Origin of the sequence: Rhizobium laguerreae (assembly GCF_019778565.1) — a bacterium.
Lineage (GTDB): Bacteria > Pseudomonadota > Alphaproteobacteria > Rhizobiales > Rhizobiaceae > Rhizobium > Rhizobium laguerreae.
In genome coordinates, this window is record NZ_JAAXQT010000001.1 from 190,506 (window position 1) to 211,111 (window position 20,606).

The 20,606-nt window shown below is 60.9% G+C and carries 17 protein-coding genes, 1 tRNA gene and 2 pseudogenes; 12 read left to right on the plus strand and 8 right to left on the minus strand.

The genetic code is table 11. The features are described from left to right. Nucleotides 1–2: 2 nt before the first annotated feature. A complete protein-coding gene (locus tag HFO71_RS00930; RefSeq protein WP_077979011.1) occupies nucleotides 3–728 on the plus strand; it encodes an LssY C-terminal domain-containing protein in 726 nt (241 codons plus the stop codon). Nucleotides 729–766: 38 nt separating this feature from the next. Then, nucleotides 767–1,090 (plus strand): annotated as a pseudogene (locus tag HFO71_RS36375) (hypothetical protein); the annotation flags it as partial. 38 nt (nucleotides 1,091–1,128) lie between these two features. Here the strand turns inward: HFO71_RS36375 and HFO71_RS00940 are convergent. The 4 genes from HFO71_RS00940 to xylF all read right to left on the minus strand — a co-directional run bounded on the left by HFO71_RS00940 (nucleotide 1,129) and on the right by xylF (nucleotide 4,825). Further along, a tRNA-Arg gene (locus tag HFO71_RS00940) sits at nucleotides 1,129–1,205 on the minus strand. Nucleotides 1,206–1,411: 206 nt separating this feature from the next. Continuing rightward, the gene (locus HFO71_RS00945) at nucleotides 1,412–2,194 is read right to left on the minus strand and encodes an ATP-binding cassette domain-containing protein (RefSeq protein WP_003542059.1); all 783 of its coding nucleotides are present in this window, start codon (nucleotides 2,192–2,194) and stop codon (nucleotides 1,412–1,414) included. 14 nt (nucleotides 2,195–2,208) lie between these two features. Further along, nucleotides 2,209–3,522 (minus strand): sugar ABC transporter permease, encoded by a 1,314-nt coding sequence (locus HFO71_RS00950; protein WP_077979009.1) that lies wholly within the window; start codon nucleotides 3,520–3,522, stop codon nucleotides 2,209–2,211. Nucleotides 3,523–3,784: 262 nt separating this feature from the next. Then, nucleotides 3,785–4,825, minus strand: coding sequence for a D-xylose ABC transporter substrate-binding protein (xylF, locus tag HFO71_RS00955; RefSeq protein WP_077979008.1), 1,041 nt, complete (start codon nucleotides 4,823–4,825; stop codon nucleotides 3,785–3,787). Between the two features lie 227 nt (nucleotides 4,826–5,052). Between xylF and HFO71_RS00960 the strand changes: the two genes are divergently transcribed. Then, nucleotides 5,053–6,303 (plus strand): ROK family transcriptional regulator, encoded by a 1,251-nt coding sequence (locus tag HFO71_RS00960; RefSeq protein WP_131639675.1) that lies wholly within the window; start codon nucleotides 5,053–5,055, stop codon nucleotides 6,301–6,303. Nucleotides 6,304–6,651: 348 nt separating this feature from the next. On the opposite strand, the gene iolG is transcribed toward HFO71_RS00960, so the two are convergent. Further along, nucleotides 6,652–7,644, minus strand: a complete 993-nt coding sequence (gene iolG / locus HFO71_RS00965; protein ID WP_077979006.1) for an inositol 2-dehydrogenase — start codon at nucleotides 7,642–7,644, stop codon at nucleotides 6,652–6,654. A gap of 281 nt (nucleotides 7,645–7,925) precedes the next feature. Between iolG and HFO71_RS00970 the strand changes: the two genes are divergently transcribed. Continuing rightward, nucleotides 7,926–8,207: a hypothetical protein gene (locus tag HFO71_RS00970; RefSeq protein WP_065280928.1), complete on the plus strand. Its 282-nt coding sequence runs from the start codon at nucleotides 7,926–7,928 to the stop codon at nucleotides 8,205–8,207. A 299-nt stretch (nucleotides 8,208–8,506) separates the two neighbouring features. Here the strand turns inward: HFO71_RS00970 and HFO71_RS00975 are convergent, their stop codons facing one another. The 3 genes from HFO71_RS00975 to HFO71_RS00985 form a co-directional block, all read right to left on the minus strand. Further along, nucleotides 8,507–9,382, minus strand: a complete 876-nt coding sequence (locus HFO71_RS00975; RefSeq protein ID WP_131639674.1) for a Hint domain-containing protein — start codon at nucleotides 9,380–9,382, stop codon at nucleotides 8,507–8,509. Nucleotides 9,383–9,691: 309 nt separating this feature from the next. Further along, nucleotides 9,692–10,180: a hypothetical protein gene (locus tag HFO71_RS00980; protein ID WP_131639673.1), complete on the minus strand. Its 489-nt coding sequence runs from the start codon at nucleotides 10,178–10,180 to the stop codon at nucleotides 9,692–9,694. A gap of 61 nt (nucleotides 10,181–10,241) precedes the next feature. After that, complete coding sequence (locus tag HFO71_RS00985; protein ID WP_077979002.1) at nucleotides 10,242–11,246, minus strand: LysR family transcriptional regulator; 1,005 nt, start codon at nucleotides 11,244–11,246, stop codon at nucleotides 10,242–10,244. Between the two features lie 270 nt (nucleotides 11,247–11,516). Between HFO71_RS00985 and chvE the strand changes: the two genes are divergently transcribed. The 8 genes and pseudogenes from chvE (at nucleotide 11,517) to HFO71_RS01025 (ending at nucleotide 20,597) form a co-directional block, all read left to right on the plus strand. After that, the gene (gene chvE, locus HFO71_RS00990; protein ID WP_020051228.1) at nucleotides 11,517–12,581 is read left to right on the plus strand and encodes a multiple monosaccharide ABC transporter substrate-binding protein; all 1,065 of its coding nucleotides are present in this window, start codon (nucleotides 11,517–11,519) and stop codon (nucleotides 12,579–12,581) included. 92 nt (nucleotides 12,582–12,673) lie between these two features. Beyond that, nucleotides 12,674–14,212: a multiple monosaccharide ABC transporter ATP-binding protein gene (gene mmsA / locus HFO71_RS00995; protein WP_029872334.1), complete on the plus strand. Its 1,539-nt coding sequence runs from the start codon at nucleotides 12,674–12,676 to the stop codon at nucleotides 14,210–14,212. Further along, nucleotides 14,209–15,414, plus strand: a complete 1,206-nt coding sequence (gene mmsB, locus HFO71_RS01000; protein ID WP_020051226.1) for a multiple monosaccharide ABC transporter permease — start codon at nucleotides 14,209–14,211, stop codon at nucleotides 15,412–15,414. Before mmsA ends, mmsB begins: the two co-directional genes overlap by 4 nt. A gap of 119 nt (nucleotides 15,415–15,533) precedes the next feature. Further along, entirely contained in the window at nucleotides 15,534–16,529 is a 996-nt protein-coding gene (gene araD1 / locus HFO71_RS01005; RefSeq protein WP_077978999.1) for an AraD1 family protein, read from the plus strand. 69 nt (nucleotides 16,530–16,598) lie between these two features. Next, on the plus strand, nucleotides 16,599–18,032 hold the full coding sequence (locus HFO71_RS01010; protein WP_131639671.1) for an aldehyde dehydrogenase family protein: 1,434 nt from the start codon (nucleotides 16,599–16,601) through the stop codon (nucleotides 18,030–18,032). Nucleotides 18,033–18,093: 61 nt separating this feature from the next. Beyond that, a complete protein-coding gene (gene araD / locus HFO71_RS01015) occupies nucleotides 18,094–19,833 on the plus strand; it encodes an L-arabinonate dehydratase (protein ID WP_168257479.1) in 1,740 nt (579 codons plus the stop codon). 113 nt (nucleotides 19,834–19,946) lie between these two features. Beyond that, nucleotides 19,947–20,189, plus strand: coding sequence for a type II toxin-antitoxin system Phd/YefM family antitoxin (locus HFO71_RS01020; RefSeq protein WP_221987473.1), 243 nt, complete (start codon nucleotides 19,947–19,949; stop codon nucleotides 20,187–20,189). Next, nucleotides 20,186–20,597 (plus strand): annotated as a pseudogene (locus HFO71_RS01025) (type II toxin-antitoxin system VapC family toxin). Before HFO71_RS01020 ends, HFO71_RS01025 begins: the two are co-directional and overlap by 4 nt. Nucleotides 20,598–20,606: the final 9 nt, after the last annotated feature.

Sequence of the window (20,606 nt, forward strand, 5' to 3'; positions counted from 1 at the left end):
CAATGGAACAGGGGAGAAGCAGTCGAGGCAGATGGAAGTCGGCTGTGGGCGTTCTTGCCGCCGTCTTCGTGGCCTATCTGCTCGTCTGCTACCTGGTCATGCCGGAGCTTTGGATCTTCCGCGACCGGAGCACTGTTGCCGATCTCAGCCGGATGGTCACCACGACCGGCGACGACATTCCGGGCGACCCGATCAACGTCGGCGTCGTCGGCCCGAAGCAGCAGGTGATCAAGGCCTTCGCCGCCTCGGGCTGGGATCCCGCCGACAGGATAACGTTGCTCTCCTCGGTTGAAATCGGCCTGAGCGTGGCGCTTGATCGTCCGGATCTCGATGCACCCGTCAGCCCGCTGTTCTTCGACGGCCGGAAGCAGGATCTGGCTTTCGAAAAGTCTGTCGGGCGTAGCGCTGACGAGCGCCACCACATACGCCTCTGGCAAACGGCGACCGTCGGCGCCGACGGCCAGCCGCTGTGGCTGGGCTCCGCGAGCTTCGACCGCGGCGTCGGCGTCAGCCACGACACCGGGCAGATCACCCACCATATCAGGCCCGATCTTGACGCCGAGCGCGAACTGGTGATCGGCGACCTCAAGGCCGCCGGGCAGATCTCCATGACCTACGAGCGCGCAGGCGTCGGTGCGACAAGAGATGGTCGGAACGGCGGTGGGGATCCGTACTTCACCGATGGTCGAATCCTTGTAGGGGTGCTGCGATCGGCCGAAAAGCGATAGGATTGGCGACAGCGGGACAAGGGCGAGGGGAGCGACCGCATGCGGTGCTCGACCGCAACGGGCTGGTCCAGCACCGCAAGCGACGGCGCAACAGAGCTGTCGGAACGCCACTCTCCCAACCTCGCCAACCCAACGACCTGTGGTGCGCCGATTACAAGAGCGAGTTCATGCTCGCCGACAAGCGCTACTGATATCCATTGACGGTCACCGGGCAGTCCGTTGGAATCAAACAGGTCGAAGACCACATATGGCTCGCAAGCTTCATGGATTACGACCTGGGATACTTCGATGACGAGACATGCAGACTGGAACCACTGCCGAACCCTTTCGGCTCAAAAGTGTTACCTATGTCTCAGGAATAAACCGTAACCTATGTGTCCAGCACGGACCAAAGGGGAAGTGGCGCACCCGACAGGATTCGAACCTGTGACCTTTGGAATCGGAATCCAACACTCTATCCAGCTGAGCTACGGGTGCATGCCTAAGGCGGTCTGAATCGCCTGTCCGATGGGTGGTTCTTAGCCTAGCTTGCGGCTGGCTTCAATCGCGAAATTCTCAGAAATACGGGTGCTTGCGGTTTGGCGGGTGTTTTTATCCGTCAGACCCGAGGAACGTTGCATGAAAACTCCGCCGGCCTTGCGGGCGGCGGAGCGTGGTTGGCGAGTCGGATCGTCTGGCGGCGGTCAGATCTGCATGGCGCCGGGGCCGGGGATCGCCTTTGGCGGCACCTTGCCGAGGATGATCATGCCGAGGACTTCGTCCTTGGTCACGTCCTCGGTGCGGGCGTGGCCGACGACCTGGCCGTTCTTCATCACCGAGACGCGGTCGGCGAGGTCGAAGACGTCGTGGATGTCGTGGCTAATGAGGAAGATGCCGATGCCTTCCTTCTTCAGCTGCTTGATCAGTTCGCCGACCTGCGCCGTCTCCTGGGGGCCGAGGGCCGCCGTCGGCTCGTCCATGATCAGGATGCGGGCGTTGAAGAGGATCGCACGCGCGATCGCCACCGATTGCCGCTGGCCGCCCGAAAGCGCCTTCACTGGCTCCTTGAAGCGCTTGAAGTTGGGGTTAAGCCGCCCCATCACCTCGCGGGCCGAGGCTTCCATCGCGACGTCGTCGAGCGTACCCCAGCGGGTCTTCAGCTCGCGGCCGAGATAGAGGTTGGCGGCGGCGTCGACATTGTCGGCGACGGCGAGCGTCTGGTAGATCGTCTCGATGCCGTATTTCTTGGCATCGCGCGGATTGCGGATGTCGGCAGGCTCGCCGTTGATCAGGATCTCGCCGCCATCGCGCTTGTAGGCGCCGGAGAGGATCTTGATGAGCGTCGACTTGCCGGCGCCGTTATGGCCGAGCAATGCCACGACTTCGCCGGGGTAGAGATCCACAGAGGCGTTGTCCACGGCGTGAATGCCGCCGAAGGAGATCGAGATGTTTTTCAGTTCCACGAGGGGAGTGCGTTGATCAGCCATGTTTTGGGCTCCTCTCACTTGGCACGGGAGCGATAGACGGTGTCGAGCCAAACCGCTACGACGAGGACGGTGCCGACGACGACGCTCTGCAGCGGCGTGTCGACATGCGCCAGCACCATGCCCGATTGCAACGACTGCATGACGAGCGCGCCGAGCATGGCGCCGGCGATGGTGCCGGTGCCGCCTGCCAGCGACGTTCCGCCGATGACGGCGGCGGCGATGGTGTAGAGCTCGTCGAGCGTACCCTGCGAGTTCGTTGCGGCGTTGAGGCGGGCGGTGGAGATCGCCGCCGCGATGGCTGCGAGAATGCCCATCAGCGCGAAAATGCGCACGGTGACCCAGCGGGTCTTGATGCCGGCGAGCTCGGCCGCTTCGGGGTTGCCGCCAATCGCGAAGACGTAGCGGCCGAAGCGCAGCCTTGTCGCGATGAAGGTCATGATGATGCCGACGACGATCGCGATCAGCACCGGCACGGCGATGCCGTAGGGGATATCCAGGCCGGTTTCGGGCCAGGGAATATTGTTGGTCTCGGCATATTTCTTGGCGATGTTGATCGGCCAGTAATAGCTGTTGGCGATCCAGACCGCGCCGAGGATGAGGACGCAGCTGAGGATGGCGAGGAAATATTCCGCCCACATCGGCCGGCGCGGAAAGCCGAAGCGGCGGCGCTGGCTGCGCGAGCCGATGATGCTGACGATGACGAAGAGACAGGCTGCAATGCCGACGATCCAGCTCCAGGTGGCGCCGATCGAGCCCTCAGCACCACCGCCCATGATGCGGAAGGTCTGGTCCATCGGGGCAACCGTCTGGCCGCTGGTGACGAGCCAGGTGGCGCCGCGCCAGACGAGCAGGCCGCCGAGCGTGACGATGAAGGAGGGAACGTTGAGGAAGGCGATGATGATGCCCTGGAAGGCGCCGATCAGGCAGCCTGCCGCCAATCCGACCAGCAGCGTGATCGCCCAGGTGAAGGGGCTGTCGAAGCCGATATATTCCGGCAGGATCTTGGCCTGCGTCACGCCCATGATCATGCCGCAGAGGCCGAGCACGGAACCGACCGACAGGTCGATGTTGCGGGTGACGATGATCAGCACCATGCCCGTCGTCATGACGGCGATGTCGGTCGTCTGGACCGAGAGGTTCCAGAGATTGCGCGGGGTCAGGAAGAGGCCGCCGGTGATGATGTGGAAACCGATCCAGATGATGATCAGCGCGCCGATCATGCCGAGCAGACGCGTGTCGATCTCGGTGGCGCGGAAGAAGCGGGTCACCAGATTGGCTTCCGCCGCTCGCGGTCCGCTTGATGTTGTGGATTTTACCATTTCGGCCATGGGTTTGCCGTTCCCCCACTTTGTTTGGACGGATGCGCCGTCGTGCTAGAGGCTGCCATCGGCGTCATGCGTCTGTACTTCAACTCACCATCGCGATGCTTCCGGAAGCCGGTCGCGTGGCGTTGCGACACCCTTCCGGCAGGGAATGAAAACCCGCGATGGTGCGGCGAGGCGGAGAAACTTCGTCGATCGAATTCTCATCCGCATCCGGCGCCGCAACGGTGTTCCGCTGCGGCGCCGGCAATTTCAGTGCAGAGCTTGCTTACTTGCAGGCAGCGACGGTGTCAGCCTTCACGCCCTGGCAGGCTTCAGCCTTGGAAATCCAGCCAGCGTCGATGACGACGTTCAGGTTTTCCTTGGTGATCGCAAGCGGCTTCAGGAAGACCGACTGCATTTCGACGCCCTTGGGGCCGCCCTTGAAAGCCTGGGCGCCGTCGATCTTGCTCATGTCCTTGCCGCCGGCGAGGTCGAGAGCGATTTCAGCGGCGCGTTGGCCGAGTTCGCGGCTGTCCTTCCAGACGGAAACCGTCTGCGTGCCGAGAGCGATGCGGTTGAGCGCTGCCTTGTCACCGTCCTGGCCGGAAACCGGAACGGAGCCGGCGAGGCCCTGTGCGTCGAGAGCAGCGATGGCGCCACCGGCGGTGCCGTCGTTCGAAGCAACAACGGCGTCAACCTTGTTGTTGTTGGCGGTCAGGAACTGCTCCATGTTGCGCTGAGCGTTCTCCGGCAGCCAGCCGTCGGTATAGGCCTCGCCAACATTCTTGATCTTGCCGGCATCGATGGCGGCCTTCAGGACTTCCTGCTGGCCCGAAAACAGGAAATCTGCGTTCGGATCGGAAGACGAGCCCTTGATGAAAACGTAGTTGCCTTCCGGCTTGGCCTTGAAAACGCCTTCAGCCTGCAGGCGGCCGACTTCCTTGTTATCGAAGGTAATGTAGAAAGCAGCCGGGTTTTCGATCAGGCGGTCATAGCCGACGACGGGGATACCTTCAGCGGCGGCCTTTTCGATGGCCGGGCCGATCGCATCGGAGTCCTGGGCGAGAATGATCAGCGCGTTGGCGCCCTGCGAGATCAACGATTCGACGTCGGTAAGCTGCTTTGCGGCAGAAGACTGCGCGTCAGCGGAAATATATTTGGCACCCTTGGCTTCGAGAGCCTTCTTGATGGCGGCTTCGTCCGTCTTCCAGCGCTCTTCCTGGAAATTCGACCAGGAAACACCGACGACGAGATCGGCAGCCATGGCAGCGGTATGCACGGAAACGAGGATGGCAGCACCGGCCATCAATTTCAAAATAGACTTCATAATGTCCTCCCGAGTGGATTGCGACCGGCCCAGCCCATGCTTCCTCCGGCCACCGCGAAAAGCTGTCGAGAAAGGTTTGGATTTTTTTCTCGACAGTCGAGAAATTTAGTGTCAGAGATTTTTTCAACTGTCAACACGGCACTGCCGGCTTAATTTTCTTGCGAAACACCGGCTGGAGATGCAGTGGAAAGCCGAGGGCGGAGTAAGCAGGGGAGAGGGCGGCATTCATGCTGACCAAGTCGAGCACGGAGCTGGTCCGGCAGCGAAACAGCGTGCTCGTGCTGTCTGTGCTGCGCCGCCACGGTGCGCTCGCGCATACCGAAATATCCGATTTCACCCGGCTTTCGTCGGCCACCATTTCGGCGATCACCACTGAGCTGGAAAAAGCCCAGATCATCGAAAAATCGGAACAGCAGCCGGCAAGCGGCCGCGGCCGGCCGCGCGTGCTGCTGCGCCAGCGGCGCGATTGCGGTTATCTCATCGTCGTCATCATCTCCTCGGATGCGGTGCAATATTCGCTGGTCGATTATGCCGGCAAGCTGATCGACCGCTTCAGCGAGGAACGTTCGCATGATCCGGCAGGCGCCGTACGCTTCGTCGCGGCGGTGCGGGCCGGGCTTTTGCGCATTCTCGATCGCTCGAAGATCAGCCAAGAAAAGGTGCTGCTGATTTCGATCAGCAGCAAGGGGCTGGTCAATTCCACGGAGCCGGTTCTCGTCTGGTCGCCGATCTTCGGCAGCGACCAGATCGATTTCGAATCGGCACTCCGGCCGGATTGGCAGGCCAAGGTCATCCTCGACAACGAGACGCTGCTGGTCGCAGCCGCGCTCGGCGCGCGTGAAGAGATGGTGAAGGGCGCCGATTTCCGTTCGCTCGCCGCCCTTTCGCTCGGCCACAGCGTCGGGCTCGGCATCGTCAGGCGCGGGAACCAGACAGGGCAGGAGATATCGGCACCCAATTTCGGGCACATGCTGCACATGGCCAATGGCGGGCTCTGTCGCTGCGGCACGCGTGGCTGCATCGAGGCCTATGCCGGTTTCTACGCGATCCTGCGCAGCGCCTTCGAGGTGCCGCTCGATACGATCCCGGCAAAGTTCGTGCCGGTGGCGGAACTGGACAAGATCGCCGCAAAGGCGCGCCAGGGCCACCGGGTCCCCGCCTTCGCCTTCCGCCAGGCGGGGCTGGCGCTCGGCAACGGGCTGTCGCGCATGCTGAGCCTGACGGAGCGCATGCCGATCGCCATCACCGGCCCGGGCACGCGTTATTACGACCTTCTCCGGCAAGGGATCGAAGAGGGTCTGGGGCAATCGCATATCGTGCGCATGGAAGGCATGCCCGAGATTAGGGTGGTGGCCGACGAGCAGATCCTCGTCTTCGAAGGACATCTGAACCGGGCGCTATCGGTCATCGACGAGGATATTGTTCTCTCGGGCGTTCAGGGAATCCAGGCATCGGCGACTATTCAGGAATCGGGTTGAGGGTTTCTTTCACGACGTGTGGTGATTGCAGCAGCAACCGGCCAGTCGGTAGTATGCGACTTTGAGGGGTTTGCCGTGCCAGCCCCCCTCTGGCCTGCCGGCCATCTCCCCCACAGGTGGGGAGATAACAAGTGACTGGGCCTTCCTGCCTCTTTGACGGTACGCTGCTTGGAACGTCCATCGCTTGGGGAAGCCAGTGCAGCCAGCCAATCTCCCCACCTGGGGAGATGCCCGGCAGGGCAGAGGGGGCGACCGCGGCACGCCGTTCATCAAAAGATCTCTGAAACGCGAAATGGCCGGGCGGGCGCCCGGCCATCTCATGCATGGCTTCCGGTCGGGAGAGAGCCGTCAGCCGATCTTGATGAGCTTGCCTTCCTTGACGGACAGGACCGCGGCATCGGCGAGTGCCAGCGCTGCGAGACCATCGGCGCCCGATGGAGAGATCTTGGTGCCCCTCTCGATCGCGGCGATGAAGCCGGCAATCTCGTTGGCATAGGCTTCGGTGTAACGGGTCATGAAGAAGTCATGCAGCGGCGGGCGGGTGTAGCCTTCGCCGTTTGCGACTTCGATGGAGACCGGCCGCTGGTTCTCGGCCGAGACGAGGCCCTTGGAACCATGCACCTCGATGCGCTGGTCATAGCCGTAGGTGGCGCGGCGGGAGTTGGAGATGACGGTCTGCTTGCCGGATTTCGTCTGCAGGATCACCGAGACGCTGTCATAGTCGCCGGCTTCGCCGATTGCCTTGTCGACGAGCACGGCGGCGGTCGCGAAAACCGACACCGGTTCTTCGCCGAGCAGGAAGCGAGCCATGTCGAAATCGTGGATCGTCATGTCGCGGAAGATGCCGCCCGAGCGCTTGATATAATCGACCGGCGGGGCGCCGGGATCGCGCGAGGTGATCGTCACCATCTCGACATCGCCGATCTTGCCTTCGTCGATGACCTTGCGGACAGCCATGAAATGCGGATCGAAGCGGCGGTTGAAGCCGACCATCAGCTTGGCGCCGGTCTCTTCCACCACCTTGATGCAGGCCTTGACGCGGGCGACGTCGAGGTCGATCGGCTTTTCGCAGAAGATCGCCTTGCCGGCGCGGGCGAAGCGCTCGATCAGATCGGCATGGGTATCCGTCGGCGTGCAGATGACGACGGCGTCGATGTCCTTGGCTGCCTCGATCGCCTCGATGGTGCGGACCTCGCAGCCATAGGCGGAGGCGATGGCTTCGGCTGCCTGCGGAAAGGCGTCGGCGACCGCGACGAGCTTTGCATTGGCGTCGCCGCTGACAGCCTTCGCATGAACCTTGCCGATGCGGCCGGCGCCAAGAAGACCAAATCTTACTGTCATTCCAACCTCCCTTGAATTCAGAACAAATAAACCGAATTGTCAAATTTCTGGAATTTTCATTCCACCTTCTCTGCGTCGCGTCAAGGCCTCGGATCTTTCACATTTGCAAGATTCGACCCGGAGCATTTCCGGCTCGGATTTAAGCGTTCTGCTGGAGCCGGCTTGTCGAACATTCGATACCGTTTGAGCCAACAGAATACTTTAATCTGGCCAGGAAAGGCTTTAGAGACAAGCGCGGCACAGGCCGAGGGCAGTGCGACATATCCGACCGCGGGGTAAAGATGCAGCTGATCGATCCGAACCATCCGGCATACCGGCGCCTCTGGGTGCGAGTTGCCATCGTTGCCGTCTGCTTCGGCTGGGCCGTGGTCGAGTTCGTCACCGGCGATCCGTTCTGGGGCGTGCTCGCGGGCGGGGCGGGCGCCTATTCCTTCTACATATTGTTCTGGACCTTCAAGCCGCAGCCACCAGCCACCGAGCCGGTCGTGCAGCCTGACGCCGAAGAAGAAGAAGGGCCTGCGGCGACCGCTGAAAAGCCTTCCAAGGACGGGCAGGCGGAATAATCAGCGGGCGATTCGCCGCAGCGCTTCGTCGATCAGCATATTGGCGAGCATCATCCGCTTCGTCGCATTGTCGCGGAAGGGCAGGGTAACACCGTCGGATAATTGGCGCGGGTGAGGACGCGGCCCTTCTCAGGGAGTGTCGGCAGCTTACCGGCGCCTTTGAGAAGAAGGCCGAATAGTCGAAGCGTGCCGCGATCTTTCTGATGCGCGCCACGCTTGAAGTCTTTGTTTGATACGATCGCAAAACCGACGCACGGCTTCACGTGCAGCCAGCACGATCCCTGCGCATTCCCGTCCTGTCAGAGTGACAGTTCCTTGGCTTGCGCCTCGATCTTTTCGCAGGCATTCCCGAATGGATCGTGCAGCGGTACCAGCGGCGAAACGCCGAGCAGGAGAAGCGCTTTCAAATGTGACCAGCCACCTCCCAGCAACGGCGCAAAGGATGTCATCACGATGCGTTCCTTGCCATAGAGACGCTCGTACTCTGGAAAATTGCAGAAGTTCTCGTGATTGCTGTTCTTCAGATGGAAGGACTCGGCCTCAGCACCTTCGGCAAGGATAAGTTCGTGCGTATCGAGCATGACGGCATAGTACTCGATCGATACGTCAGCGGCGGGAGTGACCGATGCAATCGTTTTACCGTTCACGAGGTCCTTCACCTGGATCAGAATGCCGTTCAGGTACAGCGCATGGCCAGGCGACAGATAGAGATCCGAGTGGGGTGTTTGCCCGTCCAGTGCGTGGCGGGAAACCCGGATCGGCACGACGTCGTTGGGCCAGCGCGCGCCGCTCTTCTTGAAGCTTTGGCGGCCGACCCACTTTACCGGGCGGGTGCTGCCGTCAGGAAGGGCAACGCGATCGCCGATGCTGAGATTCTCGACAGGCTTCTCACCGCAATCCGTGAGGATCGCCGTTCCCCGCAGGAAGCAATTTGGGCCGCTCCCGCTGCCGCCACCACCACCACCTCCACCTGAGCCACCGCTCCCGCCAGAGCCTCCGTGTCCACCGGAGCCGCCCCGTCCCCAAAGCCGCCCCAGCGCGTTGGCCGGAGAGGTGGAAATTGCCGTGGCCAAGGCTGCCACGCCGGCAAGACGAGCACCAGCGGCTGCGGCTACGCCTAGAAAATGTCTGCGCGCATTGTTGCGCGGCAGCTTCGGATCTCCCGTAGATGACATGTTGGCGGTCTCCTGAGAACATTTGCACCACGCTATGTTACAACAGGTTGTATCGCATTCAATTTCGCTAAACAGCTACGGCCTACCGAAAAGGGAGTAGGCATGGTCTACTGGGGTCCCGAAATATGCTATTGCCGGTCGCAAAAAGCGGCACATTTCTCTGCTACCCGAGCGCGAAAGAATCAAACTGCGTGCCATGGGCACTTGTTGAATCGCGGGAAAAACAGCCCATATAGAGTTCGCGAATCGAGTCGGAAACGGCGGCTCTTCCAAAGCCTCGGAACCTTTGCCTGCGTTCGCGAGAAAGCTTCAGCTGTGCGGCAGGCGGCGCATCGCCTCGTCGATCAGCAGATTGGCGATCATCATGCGCCTGTTGGCATTGTCGCGGAAAAGCTCTGGGACTCCATCAGGATGATTGGCCTTGGCAAAGGCGCGCCGCTTCTCGTTCAGCGTCTGTTGGGTATCGGCGGCAGCGATCGCCAGTTCCGCAGCAATCTCTTCCGGAGCGATGCGGGCGAGATGGTCCGGCATGACGGGCTCGGGTGGAGGCGCAGCCGCCGGTGCCTCCGCGATCGCGGCGGCAGCATCAAGATCCAGATTGTCGAAATAGGCCTGGCCGACCCGTTGCGAGGCGGTCGAGACATCTTCCATGACATCGAAGGCCATGACATCGAAGGCAAGCCCGGTGCCGAGGCCGGAGACGCGATGGACGGCCGGCGCCCCGGCGTCTTCGTCCGTCTCGCCCTCCGCCTTCAGCCGCTCGAGGACTGATTGAAATACCGACTGTCCGAACAGCATGCGCTCCCTTTCGACGCGTGCATTAAAGGCGGGCAAGATGGCGCAGGGCTTGCGGGTGTCGTCAGCCGGCCTGCTTGCGGCTCTCCTCGAGGATGATGTCGTAGAGCAGCCTTGCACTCGGCGGCAGCGCCCGTTCCCTCGCCGTGATCATGCTGTAGGGCTTGACGTTGATGTCGAAATCGATCGGCAGCATGCGCACATCGGAGGCATTCGAGCCCTGGCTGGCCAGGAACTGGGCGACGTCGACGGCAACGGGAGCGATCGCATCGGTCTCGCAGACGATGGCGCAGGTGAGCAACAGCGAGGAGGTGTTGACGATGTTTTCGGGCAGCGCCACGCCGCGCGACAGGAAAACGTCCTCGATCGTGCGGCGCAGCAGCGTGCCCGGCGGCTGGAACACCCAGTCGTAATCCCTGACCTCTGAAAGGCTGCTCGTCTTCTGCTTCATAAGCGGGTGGCTGCTGCGCACGATCAGGCAAGCCCGCTCGATGCCGATCTCCGTCACCTCGAACAGGCGCGGATTGAGATCATCGGGAATGCGGCCGATGATGAAGTCATGGCGGGCGGCGAGCAGCTCGCGGGCAAGCACGTTGCTCGTCTCCACCTGGATGTTGATCTCGATGCCCGGATAGGCCTTGCGCACCTTGTTGATTGCCGGAACGACGAGGCTCATGGCCGGCGCCGTCACCGCGCCGATGAAGACCGACCCGCCCTTGCCACTTTTCAATTCACCGATCTCGCGGCTCGCCTCGCGCAGCTCCAGGAGGATCTTGCGAGCCCTTCGGGCAAGCGCTGCGCCGAAGGTTGTCAGCACCACGCCGCGGGCCACCCGCTCATAGAGCGACGTCTTGGTAATCGATTCCATTTCGGACAACATCCGCGATGCGGCGGGCTGCGAAATGTTCAGAACGTCGGCTGCGGCGGAAATCTGTCCGCTATCTTCGATTGCGACGATCATGCGCAGGTGATTCAGCTTAAGTCCTGCACGTAAAAGGCTGTCATCGCCGAAATTATCGCTGTGGATATCGATGTGATCCATCGAAAACGGCTCGGAAACAATCGTCATGGTTGCAGCCTCCTCACTGCGCTCCATCAAAAGTAATACTTTTTAGCGATATACCAAAATTGTTATGCATATTACCACTTATTCTATTTGACAGTTATAGGAATCCATACCAGTTTGCCGCCGTGTGCTGGTTGGCACTCAACACGTGTGAGATCGTGGAGGAGACCTACTTCGTTTCTCACCATCTGAAGTAACTATCCAATACGGAACCTGCCACAGTTTCGGGGCGGGCGATTTTTCGTCCGCCGTCTATTAACAAGGGAGAGAGAAATGAAATCCATTATCTCATTGATGGCTGCGGCCGCCTTCGGCGTCGCTTCGTTCGTTATGCCTGCCATGGCGCAGGACAAGGGGCTCGTGGGCATCGCAATGCCGACGAAGTCTTCGGCTCGCTGGATCGACGACGGCAACAACATCGTCAAGCAGCTCGAGGCCGCCGGCTACAAGACCGACCTGCAGTATGCTGACGACGATATTCCGAACCAGCTTTCGCAGATCGAAAACATGGTCACCAAGGGTGCCAAGGTTCTCGTCATCGCTTCGATCGACGGGACGACGCTTTCCGACGTTCTCCAGAAGGCTCATGACGCCAACATCAAGGTCATCGCCTATGACCGTCTGATCCGCGACTCGGCCAACGTCGACTACTACGCCACCTTCGACAATTTCCAGGTCGGCGTTCTGCAGGCTGGTTCCATCGTTGACGCCCTCGGCCTCAAGGATGGCAAGGGTCCGTTCAACATCGAACTGTTCGGCGGCTCGCCGGACGACAACAACGCCTTCTTCTTCTATGATGGCGCAATGTCCGTCCTGCAGCCCTACATCGACAGCGGCAAGCTCGTCGTGAAGTCCGGCCAGACCGGCATGGACAAGGTCGGCACGCTGCGTTGGGACGCTGCAACGGCCCAAGCCCGCATGGACAACCTGCTCTCGGCCAACTACACCGACGCCAAGGTCGATGCGGTCCTGTCTCCCTATGACGGTCTGTCGATCGGCATCATCTCGTCGCTGAAGGGCGTTGGCTACGGCACTCCGGACCAGCCGCTCCCGGTTGTTTCCGGTCAGGACGCCGAAGTTCCGTCGGTCAAGTCGATCATTGCTGGCGAACAGCACTCGACGGTCTTCAAGGACACCCGCGAACTCGCCAAGGTCACTGTTGCCATGGTCGATGCCGTCATGTCCGGCAAGGAGCCCGAGGTCAACGATACGAAGACCTACGATAACGGCGTCAAGATCGTTCCGTCCTATCTGCTGAAGCCGGTTGCTGTCGACAAGACCAACTACAAGCAGATCCTCGTCGACGGCGGTTACTACACCGAAGACAAGCTGAAGTAATGAGAGGGACCGGAACCCGTGCTTGCGGGTTCCGGTCTTCGATTTTATGATCGCCCGGCCGCTCGACGGCCGGAGGCGCTGGAAGTTTGACTATGGACAATACTATCCTCGAAATGCGGAGCATCACCAAGACGTTCCCGGGCGTCAAGGCGCTGGAGAATGTGAACCTCAAGGTTCGCCAGGGTGAGATCCACGCGTTGGTAGGCGAAAACGGGGCCGGTAAATCGACCCTGATGAAAGTGCTATCGGGCGTCTATCCGACAGGAAGCTACGAAGGCGACATCGTCTACGAAGGCGAGACGCGCAACTTCAAGGTCCTGAAGGACTCCGAAGAAATCGGCATCGTCATCATCCACCAGGAGCTGGCGCTCGTGCCGCTGCTGTCGATCGGCGAAAACATCTTCCTCGGCAACGAGAACGCCAAGAACGGCGTCATCAGCTGGGAAGAGACGTTCAACCGCACGAAGAAGCTGCTCACCAAGGTGGGTCTGCGCGAATCTCCGAACACGCTGGTCACCGACATCGGCGTCGGCAAGCAGCAGCTCGTCGAGATCGCCAAGGCGCTGTCGAAGAGCGTCAAGCTGCTCATCCTCGACGAGCCCACGGCTTCGCTCAACGAGAAGGACTCGGACGCGCTGCTCAATCTGCTGATCGAGTTCCGCAATCAGGGCATCACTTCGATCATCATTTCCCACAAGCTGAACGAGATCCGTAAGGTCGCCGACCAGATCACTGTCCTGCGCGACGGCATGACCGTCAAGACGCTGGACTGTCACACGGACGAGATCAGCGAAGACATCATCATCAAGAACATGGTGGGCCGAGATCTGGCCGACCGTTATCCGCCGCGCTCCGTGCCGATCGGCGAGACGATCTTCGAAGTGAAGAACTGGAACGCCTATCACCAGCAGCACCGCGACCGCCAAGTGCTGCACGACATCAACGTCAATGTCCGCAAGGGCGAGGTCGTTGGCATCGCCGGTCTCATGGGTGCCGGCCGCACCGAATTCGCCATGAGCGTTTTCGGCAAATCCTATGGCCATAAAGTCAGCGGCGAGGTCTTCGTCAATGGCAAGGCTGTCGATGTCAGCACTGTGCGCAAGGCGATCGACGCCGGTCTTGCCTATGTCACTGAGGACCGCAAGCAACTCGGTCTCGTGCTCAGCGATAGCATCCTGCACAATACGACGCTTGCCAACCTCAATGGGATTTCGAGCAATAGCGTCATCGACGACATCAAGGAGATGAGGGTCGCGACCGATTACCGGTCGAAGCTGCGCATCCGCTCCTCTGGCGTCTTCCAGGAAACGGTCAATCTTTCTGGCGGCAACCAGCAGAAGGTGGTGCTGTCGAAGTGGCTGTTTTCCGATCCCGATATTTTGATCCTCGACGAGCCGACCCGCGGCATCGACGTTGGCGCAAAGTACGAAATCTATACTATCATCAACCAGCTTGCCGCCGATGGAAAGGGCGTTCTGATGATCTCGTCGGAAATGCCCGAACTGCTTGGCACATGTGACCGCATCTACGTGATGAACGAAGGACGCATTGTCGCGGAACTGCCGAAGGGAGAAGCAAGCCAGGAAACTATCATGCGCGCTATCATGCGCTCAGGGGAGAAGAGACAATGACTCCGGTCAACCCGACAACCGAGCATAGCAACGTCGTTTCCGTTGCCGATTATATCCGCGGCAATATTCGTGAATACGGCATGCTCATCGCACTCGTCGCGATCATGGTGTTCTTCCAGTTCTATACCGGTGGCATTCTCTTCAAGCCGGTCAACCTGACGAACCTTGTTCTGCAGAACTCCTTCATCGTCATCATGGCGCTCGGCATGCTGCTCGTCATCGTCGCCGGCCATATCGACCTGTCGGTGGGCTCGATCGTCGCCTTCGTCGGGGCGCTCGCGGCGATCTTCACCGTGTCATGGGGCATGAACTTCTGGCTTGCCGGCCTGATCTGCCTGATCGTGGGCGGCATCATCGGCGCGGCTCAGGGCTATTTCATCGCCTATCACCGTATCCCGTCGTTCATCGTGACGCTCGCCGGCATGCTTGTTTTCCGCGGCCTGACGCTGACGGTTCTGAACGGCAAGAACATCGGTCCGTTCCCGAAAGAGTTCCAGGTTATCAGCACCGGCTTCCTGCCGGGCGGCATGATCGACATTGCCGGCACACCCGTGCAGTCGACCTCGCTGATCCTGACCGTGATCCTACCTGTCATCCTCTTCTACCTCGCCTGGCGCCGCCGCAAGGTGAACGAAGACCACGGGATCGATGTCGAGCCGATGGGCTTCTTCATCGTCCAGAACCTGGTCGTTTCGCTCGCGATCCTGTGGATCGGCTATCTGCTCTCCACCTATAAAGGCCTGCCGAACGTTCTCGTCGTCATGCTGGTGCTGATTGCGATCTACGCCTTCATCACCCGCCGGACCACGATCGGCCGTCGCATCTATGCCATGGGCGGCAATTCGAAGGCGACCAAGCTTTCAGGCATCAATACCGAGCGGCTGAGCTTCTACACCTTCGTCAATATGGGCGTGCTAGCAGGCCTTGCCGGCATGATCATCGCGCTTCGCCTGAACTCGGCAACACCGAAGGCCGGCGTCGGTTTCGAACTCGACGTCATTGCGGCCTGCTTCATCGGCGGCGCCTCGGCGTCCGGCGGCGTCGGCAAGATCACCGGTGCGGTCATCGGCGCGTTCATCATGGGCGTCATGAATAACGGTATGTCGATCGTCGGGCTCGGCATTGACTTCCAGCAGATGGTGAAGGGCCTCGTGCTTCTCGCCGCAGTGTTCTTCGACGTTTACAACAAGAACAAGGGCTGAGCGCCTCAAGGCGCGCTAGCCAGGCATTCGCAGCCTATGAATGATGGATTCCGGCTCCTGATGGAGCCGGACAGGCGGAGCTTTTTCCTGTCTTCGCCGAAACGAGAAGGATCGAAGACGTGCTTATTTCACAGATCAAGGGTGCAAACGGAGAGATCATCGTCGCCGTGCGTGAGCAGGGCGGCGCTGCAAGGTTGGTCAAGAACGCCGTCAGCGTCTACGCACTGGCGATGGAAGCCGCAGACGGCGGCAAGTCTCTTGCCTCGGTCATCGAAGCCCATGGCTACGGCGATGCCGTCGATCTTGAAAAGGCCTATGCGGAAGGCCGCTTCCTTCCGCCGATCACCCATCCAGATGCCGCGCATCTGCATCTGACCGGCACCGGCCTGACGCATTTGGGCTCGGCGGCAACGCGCGATTCCATGCACAAGAAGACCACCGAAGCCGCCGAGGAAACCCTCACGGACTCGATGAAGATGTTCAAGATGGGCCTTGAGAACGGCAAGCCGAAGGCCGGCGAAAAGGGCGTCCAGCCCGAATGGTTCTACAAGGGCAACGGCCATGGCGCCGCAGCCCCCGGCGCCCCGCTCATCTCGCCTTCCTTCGCGCTCGACGGCGGCGAGGAACCGGAGATGGCCGGCATCTACGTGATCGCCAAGGACGGCTCGCCCTTCCGTATCGGTTTTGCGCTGTCGAACGAATTTTCCGATCACGTCACCGAGCGGATCAACTATCTCTATCTCGCCCATTCGAAGCTGCGCCCGGCCAGCTTCGGCCCGGAGATCCGCATCGGCGCGGCCCCAGAGGATATTCGCGGCACCTCGCGCATCAAGCGCGGCGACAAGGTGATCTTCGAAAAGCCGTTCCTGTCTGGTGAGGCGAACATGTCGCACACCTTTGCCAATCTGGAATATCACCATTTCAAATATGGCCTCTTCCGTGCTCCAGGCGATGTGCATGTCCATATGTTCGGCACGGCGACCCTTTCCTTTGCCGACGGCGTCAAGACTGAAGAGGGCGATATCTTCGAGATCGAAGTTGCCGAATTCGGCCTGGCGCTCCGCAACCCGCTGAAGGTGGCCGCCGAGGAAGAGATCGCCGTCAGGCAGCTCTGAATTCAAGACCTGGCCGCATTCAGCGGCCGGCTCTTTGCTCGTAAACGGTAAAGGAGGCTTGTTAAGCCCATGACCATTTATCAAAATCTGATCGCCGGCGAATGGGTCGGCTCGAACGCGACGAAGAACATCAACCCGTCGGATACCAATGAAGTCGTCGGCCTTTATGCCGACGGCAGCGCTGATGACACGAGAAACGCCATTGCCGCCGCCAAGGCCGCCTTCCCAGCCTGGTCGCGCTCCGGCATCTGGGAGCGCCACGTCATCCTGAAGAAGACAGGCGACGAGATCATGGCGCGCAAGGATGAACTCGGTGCGCTGCTTGCCCGCGAAGAGGGCAAGACGCTGCCGGAAGCCACTGGTGAGGTGATCCGCGCGTCGCAGATATTCGAATTCTTCGCCGGCGAGGCACTGCGGCTGGCCGGTGAGGTTCTCCCGTCGGTTCGCCCGAATATCGGCGTCGAGATCACCCGCGAGGCGCTCGGCGTCATCGGCATCATCACGCCGTGGAACTTCCCGATCGCCATTCCCGCCTGGAAGATCGCGCCGGCGCTCTGCTACGGCAACACCATCGTCTTCAAGCCGGCCGAACTGGTGCCTGGCTGTTCCTGGGCGATCGTCGATATTCTCAACCGCGCCGGCCTGCCGAAGGGCGTGCTGAACCTCGTCATGGGCAAAGGCTCGGTCGTCGGCCAGGCCATGCTCGAAAGCCCCGACGTTCACGGCATCACGTTTACCGGTTCCACCGGCACCGGCAGGCGTGTCGCCGCCGCCTCGATCGAGCATAACCGCAAGTTCCAGCTGGAAATGGGGGGCAAGAACCCGATGGTCGTGCTTGACGATGCCGATCTCAACGTCGCCGTCGAGGCCGCCGCCAATTCCGGCTTCTTCTCCACAGGCCAGCGCTGCACGGCGTCGTCGCGGCTGATCGTCACCGAAGGCATTCACGACAAGTTCGTCGCAGCACTCACCGATAAGCTGAAGACGCTCGTCGTCGACAACGCGCTGAAGGCCGGCACCCATATCGGCCCCGTCGTCGATGAGCGGCAGTTGAAGACCGATACCGACTATATCGAGATCGGCAAGTCGGAAGGCGCCAAGCTCGCCTTCGGCGGCGAGGTGATCTCGCGCGACACGCCCGGCTTCTACCTGCAGCCGACCTTGTTTACCGAAGCGACCAACCAGATGCGCATTTCGCGCGAGGAGATCTTCGGGCCTGTGGTCTCGGTAATCCGGGCGAAGGATTACGACGAAGCGCTTGCCATCGCCAACGATACGCCGTTCGGCCTTTCTGCCGGCATCGCTACGACCAGCCTGAAGCATGCCACGCACTTCAAGCGCAATTCCGAGGCCGGCATGGTGATGGTCAACCTGCCGACGGCAGGCGTCGATTTCCACGTGCCGTTCGGCGGCCGCAAGGGCTCGTCCTACGGCCCGCGCGAGCAGGGCAAGTACGCCGCCGAATTCTACACAACCGTCAAGACCGCCTACACCCTGGCTTGAGACAAGTGCGATAACCTGGGCCGTACGGGGCGGTCCGGCGATATCCTGAAGGATAGAGACGATGAAAAAGAAAGCGGAATGGCCGCGCAGGCTGAGGTCGCAGGAATGGTACGGCGGTACGAGCCGCGACGTGATTTATCACCGCGGCTGGCTTAAGAACCAGGGTTATCCGCACGACCTGTTCGACGGCCGGCCGGTGATCGGCATCCTCAACACCTGGTCGGACATGACCCCGTGCAACGGCCATCTCAGAGAGCTCGCCGAGAAGGTGAAGGCGGGCGTATGGGAGGCCGGCGGCTTCCCGCTTGAGGTGCCGGTGTTCTCGGCATCCGAAAACACCTTCCGCCCGACCGCGATGATGTACCGCAATCTTGCCGCGCTCGCGGTGGAAGAGGCGATCCGCGGCCAGCCGATGGATGGCTGCGTGCTGCTGGTCGGCTGCGACAAGACCACGCCCTCACTGATCATGGGGGCGGCCTCGTGCGACCTGCCTTCGATCGTCGTCACTGGCGGCCCGATGCTGAACGGTTATTTCCGCGGCGAACGGGTCGGCTCGGGCACGCATCTGTGGAAGTTTTCCGAAATGGTGAAGGCCGGCGAGATGACGCAGGCCGAATTCCTCGAGGCGGAAGCCTCGATGAGCCGCTCGTCGGGCACCTGCAATACCATGGGCACCGCCTCCACCATGGCTTCCATGGCCGAGGCGCTCGGCATGGCACTGTCAGGCAATGCTGCGATCCCGGGCGTCGATTCCCGCCGCAAGGTCATGGCGCAGCTGACCGGCCGGCGTATCGTGCAGATGGTCAAGGACGACCTGAAGCCCTCCGAGATCATGACGAAGCAGGCCTTCGAGAATGCCATCCGCACCAACGCGGCCATCGGCGGATCGACCAATGCCGTCATCCACCTGCTCGCCATCGCCGGCCGTGTCGGCATCGATCTTTCGCTTGATGACTGGGACCGCTGCGGCCGTGACGTCCCGACCATCGTCAACCTGATGCCGTCGGGCAAGTACCTGATGGAGGAGTTCTTCTATGCCGGCGGCCTGCCGGTGGTGCTGAAGCGACTCGGCGAGGCGGGCCTCCTGCACAAGGATGCGTTGACGGTATCCGGCGAAACCGTCTGGGACGAGGTCAAGGACGTTGTCAACTGGAATGAAGACGTTATCCTGCCGGCCGAAAAGGCGCTGACAGCTTCGGGCGGCATCGTCGTGCTGCGCGGCAACCTCGCGCCGAAGGGCGCGGTGTTGAAGCCTTCGGCGGCTTCGCCGCATCTGCTGGTGCACAAGGGCAGGGCTGTTGTCTTCGAAGACATCGACGACTACAAGGCCAAGATCAACGACGATAACCTCGACATCGACGAAACCTGCATCATGGTCATGAAAAACTGTGGGCCGAAGGGCTATCCCGGGATGGCCGAGGTCGGCAATATGGGACTGCCGCCGAAGGTGCTGAAGAAGGGCATCCTCGATATGGTGCGCATTTCCGACGCCCGCATGTCCGGAACGGCCTATGGCACCGTCGTGCTGCACACCTCTCCGGAAGCGGCGGTCGGCGGGCCGCTGGCGGTCGTGAAAAACGGCGACATGATCGAGCTGGATGTGCCGAACCGTCGTCTGCACCTCGACATTTCCGAGGAAGAACTGGCGAGGCGGCTGGCTAAATGGCAGCCGAACCATGATCTGCCTACATCCGGCTATGCCTTCCTGCATCAGCAGCATGTCGAAGGGGCCGATACCGGCGCCGACCTCGACTTCCTCAAGGGATGTCGCGGAAACGCCGTCGGCAAGGACAGCCACTAAAGCGTTTCAATCCATAACGAGAAAAAGGCGGGGCACGACCCCGTCTTTTTCTTTGCACTTGTTCAATGTGGAAATGGCTCTCTATTCCGTACAGATGTACAGGAGATACAGTCATGTCCAAGACGGTCGGTAAGGCGGAGTTCAAGGCGAAATGCCTGAACCTTATCGACCAGATGGGGAAGGACGATGAATCTATCGTCATCACCAAACGCGGCAGGCCAGTTGCCGTGCTTTCGCCGGCACCTGGCCCCAGCAGACGCAGAAGTATCATCGGCGCGATGAAGGGCAGCGTATTGCGCTATGACGATCCGCTGTCTCCGGTAGTTGAACCCTCGGATTGGGACGCCGTTCGTTGATCGTCATCGATACGCATATCCTCGTTTGGGCAATGCAGGACGATGCACACCTCGGTTCACAGGCCCCGGCGCATTATCGACGAGATGACGGAGAGAAGCCGGATCCTGATTTCGGCGATTACGCCTTGGGAAATCGCGATGCTTGTGCAGAAGGGACGCCTGGCGCTCGGCGACGATGTGGGGCGATGGATCGACAGCGCGCTGTCTCTGCCCGGAATCCAGCTTGCACCGATTGAGCCCTCGATCACGATAGACAGTGTCCGGCTACCCGGCGAGTTTCATGCCGACCCCGCGGACCGCATCATCGCCGCTACGGCCCGTTTTCATCGCGTACCGTTGCTGACGGCCGACCAGGCGATCCTCAGCTACGGTGTGCGCGGTCACCTTCAGGTTCTTGCGGCGGAATAGCGTTTGGAT